The organism is Dactylosporangium sp. NPDC051485 (assembly GCF_040682015.1).
Classification (GTDB): domain Bacteria; phylum Actinomycetota; class Actinomycetes; order Mycobacteriales; family Micromonosporaceae; genus Dactylosporangium.
In genome coordinates this window covers 1-11,529 of record NZ_JBFAZW010000190.1, presented here as the reverse complement: position 1 = coordinate 11,529, position 11,529 = coordinate 1, and the positions used below count along the sequence as shown (strand labels likewise).

At 73.1% G+C, this 11,529-nt stretch carries 9 protein-coding genes and 2 pseudogenes; 7 read left to right on the top strand and 4 right to left on the bottom strand.

Going from position 1 to position 11,529, the window contains the following annotated elements; all coding sequences use genetic code 11:
- Window positions 1-84 precede the first annotated feature (84 nt).
- Window positions 85-642 carry an RNA polymerase sigma factor gene (locus AB0M46_RS49605; protein WP_363348431.1) on the bottom strand — a complete coding sequence of 186 codons (558 nt, stop codon included), beginning with the start codon at window positions 640-642 and terminating at the stop codon, window positions 85-87.
- Window positions 643-718: 76 nt separating this feature from the next.
- Window positions 719-1,393 (bottom strand): hydrolase, encoded by a 675-nt coding sequence (locus tag AB0M46_RS49600; RefSeq protein ID WP_363348429.1) that lies wholly within the window; start codon window positions 1,391-1,393, stop codon window positions 719-721.
- Window positions 1,394-1,502: 109 nt separating this feature from the next.
- Here AB0M46_RS49600 and AB0M46_RS49595 point away from each other — a divergent pair.
- From AB0M46_RS49595 to AB0M46_RS49580, 4 genes and pseudogenes are all read left to right on the top strand, one after another.
- Window positions 1,503-2,762: pseudogene (locus tag AB0M46_RS49595) on the top strand (erythromycin esterase family protein); the annotation flags it as partial.
- A 92-nt stretch (window positions 2,763-2,854) separates the two neighbouring features.
- Window positions 2,855-3,370 carry a DinB family protein gene (locus AB0M46_RS49590; protein WP_363348427.1) on the top strand — a complete coding sequence of 172 codons (516 nt, stop codon included), beginning with the start codon at window positions 2,855-2,857 and terminating at the stop codon, window positions 3,368-3,370.
- Window positions 3,371-3,389: 19 nt separating this feature from the next.
- Window positions 3,390-4,706: an NAD(P)/FAD-dependent oxidoreductase gene (locus AB0M46_RS49585; protein ID WP_363348425.1), complete on the top strand. Its 1,317-nt coding sequence runs from the start codon at window positions 3,390-3,392 to the stop codon at window positions 4,704-4,706.
- A gap of 82 nt (window positions 4,707-4,788) precedes the next feature.
- Window positions 4,789-5,673: an expansin EXLX1 family cellulose-binding protein gene (locus AB0M46_RS49580; protein ID WP_363348422.1), complete on the top strand. Its 885-nt coding sequence runs from the start codon at window positions 4,789-4,791 to the stop codon at window positions 5,671-5,673.
- On the opposite strand, the gene AB0M46_RS49575 is transcribed toward AB0M46_RS49580, so the two are convergent.
- Window positions 5,670-7,028, bottom strand: coding sequence for a glutamate decarboxylase (locus tag AB0M46_RS49575; protein ID WP_363348420.1), 1,359 nt, complete (start codon window positions 7,026-7,028; stop codon window positions 5,670-5,672). The two genes, AB0M46_RS49580 and AB0M46_RS49575, sit on opposite strands and share 4 nt — an antisense overlap.
- Before the next feature lie 82 nt (window positions 7,029-7,110).
- On the opposite strand from AB0M46_RS49575, the gene AB0M46_RS49570 reads away from it, so the two are divergent.
- The gene (locus AB0M46_RS49570; protein ID WP_363348418.1) at window positions 7,111-7,566 is read left to right on the top strand and encodes a MarR family winged helix-turn-helix transcriptional regulator; all 456 of its coding nucleotides are present in this window, start codon (window positions 7,111-7,113) and stop codon (window positions 7,564-7,566) included.
- 16 nt (window positions 7,567-7,582) lie between these two features.
- Here AB0M46_RS49570 and AB0M46_RS49565 read toward each other — a convergent pair whose 3' ends face one another.
- On the bottom strand, window positions 7,583-7,762 hold the full coding sequence (locus AB0M46_RS49565; protein WP_363348415.1) for a hypothetical protein: 180 nt from the start codon (window positions 7,760-7,762) through the stop codon (window positions 7,583-7,585).
- 188 nt (window positions 7,763-7,950) lie between these two features.
- Between AB0M46_RS49565 and AB0M46_RS49560 the strand changes: the two genes are divergently transcribed.
- Together AB0M46_RS49560 and AB0M46_RS49555 are read left to right on the top strand one after the other, a co-directional pair.
- A complete protein-coding gene (locus AB0M46_RS49560; protein WP_363348413.1) occupies window positions 7,951-10,326 on the top strand; it encodes a hypothetical protein in 2,376 nt (791 codons plus the stop codon).
- A 432-nt stretch (window positions 10,327-10,758) separates the two neighbouring features.
- Window positions 10,759-11,529, top strand: a pseudogene (locus AB0M46_RS49555) (hypothetical protein); the annotation flags it as partial.

Here is an 11,529-nt window from a genome sequence, read left to right as displayed (position 1 = left end):
AGCCGCCGCCGCGGCGCCGGGTGCGGCCGGGCCTGGGCGACCATGGGCCGCAGCTCGTCGAGCAGCCGGTCCTCGAAGGTGATCTCACGCGTACTCATGGGTGTTCCCTCCGAGGGTCAGGATCGGCGAGTCGAGCAGGTCGCGCAGTTGCTTGCGGGCCCGGTGCATGCGCACCCGCGCCGCGATGGGTGAGAGCCGCAGGGCGGCCGCCGCCTCGGCGAGCGTCAGCCCGTCGACGGCCACCAGTTCCACCAGCCGCCGGGTGCCGGCGGGAATGCGATCGAGGGCGCGGTACACCTGGCGCGCGTCCCTCTCGGCGTCGATGCGCTCCTCGATGCGCGCGATGTCCCCCGCGTCGAGCAGCCGCCGCCCGGCGATGCGCCGCCCGGCGTCGCTCTCCCGCCGGACCCGCCGCCGCTCGGCCGCCACGACGTGGTGTGCGACCCCGAACACCCAGCTGAGCAGGCTCCCCCGCTCCGGCCGGTAGGTGTGCGCCGACGCGATGACGGCCACGAACACGTCCGCGGTGAGATCGGCCGCGGTGTACGGGTCGTCGACCCGCCGCGCGACGAACCGGCTGACGTCCCCGACGTACTGCCGATAGAAGGCTTCGAACTCCGCCGCGCCGCTGACGAATCCCATTGACCACCTCCCTGGTACGAGTGCTTACACCCGTACTTGGTCGGCGAGCGCGGCGGCGTTACATCGGGCGTGGTCGTCAGGCGTAGTCGTCCAGGTCCAGATCCACCCCGGCCAGGTGCCGGTCGAACCACTGCGCCGCGGCCCCGGCGACCTCCTCCAGCGCGCCGGGCTCCTCGAAGAGGTGGGTGGCGTCGGCCACGATCCACAGCGACGACCTGCGCAGGGTGCGGGCCGCGGTCTCGTTCAGCTCGAGGACGTGTCGATCGGCGCCGCCGACGATGAGGAGCACGGGCGCGCTCACCTCGGCGAGGCGGTCGCCGGCGAGGTCCGGGCGGCCGCCGCGGGAGACGACGGCCCGCACCCGCTGCGGGCGGGCGACCGTGGCGAGCAGGGCGGCCGCCGCGCCGGTGCTGGCGCCGAACAGGCCGAGCGGGAGCCGGTGCAGCGCGGGCTGGCCGGCGGTCCAGTCGATCACGCCGGTCAGCCGGTCGGCGAGCAGGCCGATGTCGAACCGCAGGTACCCGGTGGCGGCGTCGCGGCGCTCCTCGTCGGCGGTGAGCAGGTCGGTCAGCACCGTGGCCAGGCCGACGCCACCCAGCCGCTCGGCGACCATCCGGTTGCGGGGGCTCAGGCGGGAGCTGCCGCTGCCGTGCGCGAACAGCACCAGGCCGCGGGCGTGCGGCGGCACGGTCACGTCGGCGTCGAGGACGACCCCGGCGGACGGGACCGCCATTACCGTGTCGTACCCCATGATCCCCTCCTTCTGCGTTCAATGCTCGCTACCCCGCCGCCGTCCGCCTACGCATGGTTCGGTCGCGGGCGGGTACCCAGGCCTCGCATGGGACGCTACGGAGCCTCGCATGGGACGCTACGGAGACGAGATCGCCGCGCTGGCGGCGCCGCTGACCGGCCCGGGCGACCTGGACGAGCTGCTGGACCAGGTCGGGGACGCCCGCGTGGTGATGCTCGGCGAGGCCACCCACGGCACGCACGAGTTCTACGCGTGGCGGGCCGCGCTCAGCCGGCGGTTGATCGAGGAGCGGGACTTCTCGTTCGTCGCGGTGGAGGGCGACTGGCCGGACTGCGACCGGGTGGATCGCAGCGTGCGCTGCGCTCCGGGCGCGCCGGCCGACCCGCGGGAGGTGCTGCTGGCCTTCGCGCGCTGGCCGGCCTGGATGTGGGCCAACGAGGAGGTCGTCGACTTCGCCCGGTGGCTGCGCGCCCGCAACGCCCGGTTGGACGAGCCGGCCCGGGCCGGGTTCCACGGCCTCGACGTGTACTCGCTGTGGGAGTCGCTCCGGGAGATCCTCGTCCACCTGCGCGAGCACGACCCGGAGCAGGTGCCGGCGGCCCTGGCGGCCTTCCGGTGCTTCGAGCCCTCGGCCAAGGACCCGCGGGGGTACGCGCTGGCCAGCCGGTTGGTGCCGGTCGGCTGCGAGAACGAGGTCGTGGACCTGCTCGTCGGCCTGCGCCGAAGGGCCGCCGCGGACGGGTCGGCCCGGTCCGGGGCCTGGCCGCACGCCGAGATGGTGGCCGGCGCCGAGCGCTACTACCGGGCGATGGTCCGGGGCGGCCGGGACTCGTGGAACCTCCGGGACCGGCACCTGGACCACACCCTCGCGCGGCTGCTGCGCCGCTACGGCCCGGGCGCCCGGGCCGTCGTGTGGGCGCACAACTCCCACGTCGGCGACGCCCGGGCGACCGACATGGCCGAGGCCGGGGAGGTCAACATCGGCCAGCTCGCCCGCGAGCGGCACGGCGCCGGCCGGGTCGTCCTCGTCGGGTTCGGCACCCACCGCGGGACCGTGGTGGCCGCGGCGGCGTGGGGCGCGCCGATGGAGGTGATGCCGGTGCCGCCCGGGCGCCCGGACTCGCTCGAGGCGGTACTGCATGCCGAGGCCCCCGGGCGGGCGCTGTTCATCACCCCGCGCGGCGACCGGCCCGACCTGTTCACCGACGAGCTGGACCACCGCGCGATCGGCGTGGTGTACCACCCGGAGCGCGAACGCTGGGGCAACTACGTGCCGACGGTGCTGGGCGAGCGCTACGACGCGTTCTGCTGGTTCGACCGGTCCGAGGCGGTACGCCCACTGCACCTGCGCACGGCCGGCGTGCTCGAGCCCGTCGGCGGCGGGCCGGCGGCCAGGTCGTCGCGGAGGCATTTGTCGGGCACGATGGGTAATGGACAGACCGGCGGAAGGGGATGACCGCGATGCAGGTGAACGAACTGCTGGTGGAGGGCTTCGGCAGGCTTCCCGATCTGGTCCGCGGGGCCGTCGAGGGGCTCGACGCCGAGCGGCTGCAGTGGGTGCCGCGGCCCGGCGTGAACTCGATCGGCTGGCTGGTCTGGCACCTGACCCGGGTGCAGGACGACCACGTCGCCGAGCTGATCCCGGCCGAGCAGCTGTGGGCGACCGGCGACTACGCCAAGCGGTTCGGGCTCGAGGGACAGGCGTCCGACACCGGCTACGGGCACACCGCGGAGCAGGTCGCCACCGTGCGGCCGGAGTCGCCGGAGGCGCTGCTGGAGTACTTCGACGCCGTACACGCCCGCACGCACGCGTTCCTGGCCCGGCTCACCCCCGAGGATCTCGACCGGATCGTCGACGAGCGCTGGGACCCGCCGGTGTCGCTCGGCGTCCGGCTGGTCAGCGTGCTCGACGACGACAGCCAGCATGTGGGGCAGGCCGCATACGTACGCGGCCTGCTCAACAGCCATTCAAGATAAACTTGAATGGGAGGCCAACATGGACGAGCAACGGCACCGGGTGGTCATCGTCGGCGCGGGCTTCGGGGGACTCTTCGCGACCAAGGCGCTGCGCAAGGCGCCGGTCGACATCACGCTGATCAATGGCACCGCACACCATCTCTTCCAGCCGCTGCTCTACCAGGTGGCGACCGGGATCCTGTCGGAGGGTGAGATCGCCCCGCCGATCCGTGAGGTGCTCAAGCGGCAGCGCAACGTCAAGACGTTGCTGGGCACCGTGACGCGGGTGGACCCGGTGGCCCGGAAGGTCTCCGTGGTGGCGCCGGGGATCGCCTACGAGGTGGAGTACGACTCCCTGATCGTGGCGGCCGGGGCGAGCCAGTCCTACTTCGGCAAGAACGAGTTCGCCGAGTTCGCCCCCGGCATGAAGAGCATCGACGACGCGCTCGAGCTGCGCGGGCGCATCTTCGGCGCGTTCGAGCTGGCAGAGCTGGAGACCGACCCGGCCGCGATCGAGCGGTTGCTCACGTTCGTGGTGGTCGGGGCCGGGCCGACCGGCGTGGAGATGGCCGGGCAGATCGCCGAGCTCGCGCATCGGCACCTGCCCGGGCAGTACCACAACATCGACCCCCGGCAGGCGCGGATCATCCTGATCGACGCGCTGCCCACGGTCCTGTCCACGTTCGGCGACCACCTGTCCACCCAGGCGCTGCGCCAGCTGCACAAGCTCGGCGTCGAGGTGGAGCTGCAGACCAAGGTCGTCAACGTGGACGAGACCGGCATCGAGGTGGAGACCGTCGACGGGCGCAAGCGCATCGAGTCGGCGACCAAGATGTGGGCGGCCGGCGTGGCCGCGCCCCCGCTGGCCAAGCAGATCGCCGAGGCGGCCGGGGCGGAGATCGACCGGGCCGGGCGGATCAAGGTCAACCCGGACACCACCGTCCCCGGCCGCCCGGAGATCTACGCGGTCGGCGACATGATGGCGCTGGACAACCTGCCGGGCGTGGCCCAGGTGGCGATCCAGAGCGGCCGGCACGCCGCCGGGCAGATCCGCAAGCGGCTCGCCGGGGAAGAGACCGGGCAGCCGTTCAAGTACGTCGACAAGGGCAGCCTGGCCACCATCTCGCGCTTCTCCGCCGTGGCCAGCGTCGGGAAGTTCCACTTCGCCGGGCTGCTCGGCTGGCTGTTGTGGCTGGTGGTGCACCTGCTGTACCTGGTGGGCTTCAAGAACCGGGTCACCGCCGTGCTGCACTGGTTCGTGAGCTTCATCGGCCGCGGGCGCTCGGAGCGGGTGGCGACCTTCCAGCAGGTGTTCGCGCGGCGGGCGATGCAGGAGTATCAGGACAGGTTGCCGTAACCGGGCCGGGTGGCAGCGTTCGAGTTTTAAAGTTTGCTTTGCTCCGGGGCCGTCGGGCCGCGGCGCCGATACGATCCGGGCCGTGGCGGACCATAGGGCGGACGGACCTTGGTGGCGGACGAGGCGGGTCTGGGTGGTGGCCGGGGCCGGGGTGCTCGTGGCCGCGGCGGCCAGCGTCGCGCTCGTGGCGCAGGCGTCCGGGGCGGCCTGCGCGGCCCTGGCGGCGACCTCCGGGCAGGCGACCTACTACGCGGCCGACGGCAGCGGGAACTGCTCGTTCGACCAGGTGGCGGAGCCGCTGGTCGTGGCGCTCGGCAACGCCGAGTACCGGGGCGGGGCGGCCTGCGGGGGGTACCTCGACGTCAAGGGGCCGAAGGGGACCGTGCGGGTCAAGGTCGTCGATCGGTGTCCCGAGTGTGCGGCCGGGCACCTCGATCTGTCGCGGCAGGCGTTCGCGAAGATCGGGAACGTGAGCGACGGGATCATCGCGGTCTCGTACAGCCAGGTCGTGAACCCGGCCGTGCCCGGGCCGGTCACGGTCCGGGTCAAGGAGGGGGCGTCGCGGTACTGGCTGGCGCTGCGGTTCGACAACACCGGCAACCCGGTGGCCCAGGCCGAGGTGCGCAGCGGCGACGGCTGGAAGGCCCTCGCGCGGACCGACTACAACTACTGGATCGCCGAGAGCGGGGCCGGGAACGGGCCGTTCACCGTCCGGGTGACCGACACGCAGGGGCGGCAGACCACGCTCAACGGGGTCGCGCTCAGCCCCGGGGTCGTGCAACGGCCCGGGGCGACCGCGTCGCCGCGGACGAGCGCGCCCGGCCGGAGCCCCTCGCCGTCCGTGATCGCGAGCGCATCACCCGCGGCGCCGACCAGCGCCGGCGCCCCTGAGAGCATGAGCGCCGCCCTCGCAGGCACGAGCGCTCCCGAGAGTACGAGCGTGTCCGGGGCGAGCGCGCGCTGTTAGGTGCCGTGGGCGAAGGAGGCCGCCTCGGGGCCGCGGGGCGGGGTCGCCCGGCGCTCCAGCTGGGGCAGCGCCTGGCGCAGGTCGGCCAGGAACAGGTCGGCCAGGTCGTGGGTGAAGCCGTTGCGGACCACGATGCGCAGGACGGCCAGGTCGGTGCGGTGCTCGGGGAACGTGTAGGCGGGCACGATCCATCCGGCCGTGCGCATGGCCATCGAGACGTCGAAGATCGAGTAGTTCAGCACGTCGTCGCGCAGCGTCACGGCCAGCACCGGGAGGTCCGTGCCGTGGGTCAGGACGCGGAAGGGGCCCAGGCCGGCGATGCGCTCGCCCAGCAGCATCGCGACTTCCCGGCTGTACCGCTGGATCCGCCGATATCCGGCGTAGCCCAGCCGCAGGAAGTTGTAGTACTGCGCCACGACCTGCCCGCCCGGCCGCGAGAAGGCCAGCGTGAACGTCGGCAGCTCGCCGCCGAGGTAGTTCACGCTGAACACGAGGTCCTCGGGCAGCGCGGCGGCGTCGCGCCAGACGACCCAGCCCAGGCCGGGGTACACCAGGTCGTACTTGTGCCCGGAGACGTTGATCGACGCCACCCGCGGCAGCCGGAAGTCCCAGGTCAGGTCCGGGTCGCAGAAGGGGGCGACCATGGCGCCGGACGCGCCGTCGACGTGCACCGGCACGTCCCACCCGGTGCGGGCCTGCAACTCGTCCAGCGCCGAGCAGATCCCGGCCACCGGCTCGAAGCTGCCGTCGAAGGTCGAGCCGAGCACCGCCACGACGCCGATGGTGTTCTCGTCGCAGTGCGCCACCGCGGTCTCCGGCGTGAGGTGGAAGCGCTCGCCCTCCATCGGCACCAGCCGGGCCTCGACGTCCCAGTAGTTGGCGAACTTCTTCCAGCAGACCTGCGTGTTGACGCCCATCACGATGTTCGGCGGCCCGCTGCCCCGACCCGAGTGCTGCCAGCGCCGCTTGAGGGCCAGGCCGGCGAGCATGCAGGCCTCGCTCGAACCGCCGGTGGAGGCGCCCGGCGCGGCCCGCGGGTCGGGCGCGTGCCACAGGCCGGCGAGCATGCGGGCGCAGCGGGACTCCAGGTCGGTGGTGCGCGGGTACTCGTCCCGATCGACCAGGTTCTTGTCCAGGCTCTCGGCCATGAGCCGGTCGGCCTCGGGCTCCATCCACGTGGTGACGAACGAGGCCAGGTTGAGCCGTGGGTTGCCGTCGAGCAGAAGCTCGTCGTGCACGATCTGGTAGGCGACCGGCGGGGCAAGCTCGTCTTCGGGCAGCTGGTCGCGGGGGATGCGCACGGGCTCGCGGGTGAAGACCGGGTTCACCGACAGCTCCGGGGATCGGTCGTCCATCCGCGGGCGCTACCCCGGCGAGGGCACCCCTAACGCGTCGCGGACGGCGTCCAGGGCGGCCGCGGGCCTATAGTCGTGATCGGTGACCATTTCCCGCAGCGCCCGCAAGCGGGCCGACCCCGACCTCGGCGTGCTCTCCGCGCAGGTGCTCTTCGCCCTGCAGAAGGAGCTGTTCCGGCGCCTGGCCGAGCAGGGCCACCCGGGGCTGCGCCCCCGGCACGGGGCGGTGCTTGCCTACCTCGACCCGGAGGGCACCCGGGCCACCGACCTCGCGTTCCAGTCCGGCCAGCACAAGCAGGTCATCGGGACGCTGGTGGACGAGCTGGAGGGGCTGGGGTACGTCGAGCGCCGCCCCGACCCGCAGGACCGCCGGGCCAAGCTCATCGTCCCGACGGAGCTGGGCCTGGACCAGATGCGCCGCTCGGACGAGATCCTCGGCGACATCGAGCGCGGCCACGCCGAGGCGGTCGGCGAGGAGGCGTACGCCGCGTTCAAGGACGTGCTGCGCCGGGTGGCGAGCCGCCAGCGTTCCGCCTGACGGCCCGCCACAGCGGCTAAGCCTGATCCTCGTTCAGCGCCGCGCGCTTGTGGCCGTTGCCGCCGGCGCCCGCGGCCCCGGCGACGAGCATGCCGCGGCGCGACACGCGAATGTTCTTGCGCAGCAGCTCGTGCTGCTCCGCCATGCTCAGCCGGGAGGCGAGGTGGTCGGGCAGCCCCATGCGAGGAATTTCCATGCCCCGCAGTCTGGGGCCGACTATTCGGATAGCGATGAATTGGCACGTGAACAATGGCTGAATGGGACCTGGGAATTGCTATTGAGAATGGTACAGCAGATACCGTCGCTATCTATGGCCCACTCGCGCGAGTGAATCTTGGTTGATTCCGCGGCGGCGCGGCGGCCCCGCCGGTAGGAAAGCGGGTCATGGCCCTGACACCCCTGGCGGAGCGGGACGAGTCGGACACGAGCCCGGGGCGCCCCCCGCGGGGACCGGGCACGCCGTGGCGCTCGGGCTGGTGGCCGGCGGGGCTCGTGCTGGTGGCGGCCGCGGCGGTGCTGCACGCCTACGGGGTCTCCCTCGTCACGTCCGGCGTGTTCGGCCTGTACGTCGGCCTCGCCGTCGCCCTGCCCGGGATGCTCCTGTGGCGGCTGCTGCGTCGCGGCCCGCTGGGGGAGGACCTCGCCGTCGGGGCCGCCGTCGGTTACGGGCTGGAGATCCTGGCCTACGTCCCGGCCCGGGCGCTGGGTGCCCCGCTGGCCGCGCTGGCCGCCCCGGCCGCCGTGCTGGCCGTGTTCGCGCTGGTGCCGGGCCTGCGGCGCAACTGGCGCAGCGTCGGCCGGGCGCCCGCCGGCTGGTCGTGGACCCTCGCCGGCATCGCGCTGGTCCTGCTCTTCTGGAGCACGGTCTACTTCCGCCACCACGGCTTCGGCTGGCCCAGCTACGGCCGGCCGGACATCGACCTGCCGTTCCACCTGGCGCTCGTCGGCGAGCTTAAGCACCACATGGACCTGGTCACCCCGTGGGTGGTGAGCGAGCCGGTGTACTACCACTGGTTCGCCTACGCCGACATGGCCGCGACCAGCTGGGCGACCGGCATCGAGCCCTACGTCCTGGTCGCCCGCCTGTCGATGCTGCCGGTCATCCTCGCCTCGGTGGTGGCCGTGGCCGCGCTCGGCCGGCGGGTGGCCGGCTCGTGGCGGGCCGGGGCGCTCACCGCGGTGGCCGCGTGCTTCGTGCTCGCCCCCGACCCGTACGGCTGGGTCCAGGACCTCTTCTACCGCGACTACGGCTTCAACCCCGTCGACGACGGCTCCGACATCCGGCTGACCCTGTGGACCAGCCCGACCCAGACCTTCGGATCGCTGCTGTTCGTGCCGCTGATGCTCGTCGTGCTGGACGTGCTGCGCGACCCGGTCGTCCCCCGGCGCAAGTGGGCCGCGCTGGCGGTGCTGCCGGCCGCGGTCATGGGCGCGAAGGCGTCCTTCCTGCCCACGCTGCTGTGCGCGCTGCTGCTCGTGCTGGCGGTGCACCTGCTGCGCCGCCGCTCGCTGCACCGGCGGGCCGCCGTGGCGCTGGGGATCGTGCTCGGGTGGATGGTGTTCGCGCAGCTGGTGCTCTTCGGCGGGGAGAGCCAGGGGCTGGGGCTCGGGCCGCTGGACGTGCTGCGCCGCAACCCGGCGGGGGTGAGCACGCACTACACGGAGGATCCGCGGGGGTACCGCCTGGTTGTGCTCCTGGCCCTGACGCTGCTCGGCTGGGCGGCGATGTGGTGCGGCGCGGCCGGCCTGGGCCTGCGGCGCCTGCTCGACCCGGACGCCGTGCTGCTGGCGGGGCTGCCGCTGGCCGGCTTCGCGGTGCTGCTGCTCTTCGGTCACTCCGGCGGCCAGGCGGAGGGCTTCTTCCTGCAGGGCGCCCGCCCCTACGCCGCCGCCCTGGCCACCTGGGGCCTGCTGTCCCTGCTGTCGGGCAGATTCCGGCAGCGGGCCGTCCTCGGCCGGGGCCGGTTGTCCCTGCTGCCGGGCAGATCTCGGCGCCGGGCCGTGTTCGGCGCGGTGCTGGCCGGGGTCGCGCTCGTGTACGTCATCCGGCTCGCCGGCGGCGGCGAGGTGCCGATCATCGGGCCCGAGCGGCGCGCGGCCGCCGTCACGCTCGCGCTCGTGTGGCCCTGGGCCGTCGTCGGGGCCGTCGCCCTCGGGGCCGCCGTGCTCGCCTGGCGGGCGCGGTCGGCGTTCGCCGCCGGGCTCGTGGTCGCGTTCCTGCTCGGCTGTTGCGCGCCGACCGCCGTGCGCCAGATGGGCTACGCATACGCCGACGGGCGCGACAACGGCTGGCACGACCGGGCTGACCTCTGGCCCGTGGTCACCGAGGGCACGCTCGAGGCCGGCCGGTGGCTGCGCGACCACTCGTCCCCCGGCGACCTCGTCGCGACCAACATGCACTGCGCCTACGAGGGCCACCGCGGGCGCTCCGCCTGCGACCGCCGGCACTTCGGCATCGCCGCCTACAGCGAGCGCCGGGTCCTGGTCGAGTCCTGGGCCTACACCGCCGAGGCCCACGACCAGGAGCTGGTGCAGGGTGTACCGCAGGAGCACACCGAGTACTGGCTGCCCCGGGTGCTGGCGGACAACGACGCCGCCTTCGCCGACCCGTCGCCCGAGACGATCGGCCGGCTGCGCGACCGCTACGGGGTGAGGTGGCTGTTCACCGAGGACGACATCATGCCGCCCTCGCCCGAGCTGCCGCGGCACGCGACCCTGATGTTCCGGGCCGGCCACTGCGCGGTGTACAAGATCAAATAGTCCGTACACATGTTCTATCCACAGGCTGTGGACGAACATGTGTACGAACCATCGAGCGCCAGGTCACACGGCTTGTGCGGACCTGTGCGGCGCGGCTCTAACGGTGGCTTAAGGCGAGATTCACGAACCCATTGAAGTGACGCGGCGTAGTCGCTCGGCGACGGTGTCCGGGGAGCGATCCCCGGCGCGCCCGGCAGCGTCGGCTAAATCGGGCGAATCCCCCGCGCCGGCGGTCGTGGCCGACCGGCATCGGAGTGCGTGGATCAATAAAGAGTCTTAATAGTTCTTCAAGCGCGGGCCCTGAATCGTGTCCCGAAGCGGGCGAAGTGCTCGGTGAAACTTAAATTGACCGGTTCGGGTGCCCTGCCTAGCGTGGGTGCCGCCGGGTGCTGGAATGCGCCGGGAATCGCCGCACAGGATAGAGGAGCTGCAATGGCTCAGCCGCACCCGCCGGGCCCCGGCGGGGTTTTCGCACGGCGCGGTCGATCCACTCGGGGCGGCCAGCCGCCCGCTGTCAACGTCGGGCTGGTCGCGCTCGCGGGGCTCCTGCTGCTCGGCGTGCTGACCGGCGCCGGGCGGGAGACGCTGGGCCGGCTCTTCGGCTTCCTGGTCTTCTACTGCGGCGTCTTCACGCTGGTGTCGCTGACCCTGACGGTCATCGTGGGCCTCGTCGCCACCGACCGCATTGTCCTGGTCGCCCGGCACCGGGTGTGGGTGCAGTCCGTGCACCGCACGCTGGGCATCGTCGCGATCGCCTGCCTGGGCCTGCACATCGGCACCGAGCTGGTGGCCGGGCGGGTCGGCGTCTTCGGCGCGCTCGTGCCCTTCACCACGGCGCCGTTCGGCATCGGGGTCGGGTCCCTGGCGGCGTACCTCATGGTCCTGATCATGTGGACCGGCATCGTGCGGGGCCGGTTCGCGCAGAACGGCCGGCCGTGGCTGTGGCGGCCGCTGCACGCGGTGGCGTACCTGTGCTGGCCGGTCGCGCTCTGGCACGGGCTCAACGCCGGCCGCCCGCCGGCCGTGTGGGTCACCGCCAGCTACCTGTTGCTGGCGTTCCTGACCACGGTCGCGCTCGGCCTGCGCGTCTCGGCCGAGGCCAACCGGCGCCGGCAGCGCCTGGCCGCCGACCGCACGACCACCGAGATCGCGCCCGGCGGGCGGCCGGCGCCGCGGGGCTACGAGCGCCGGGCCGCGCGCGCG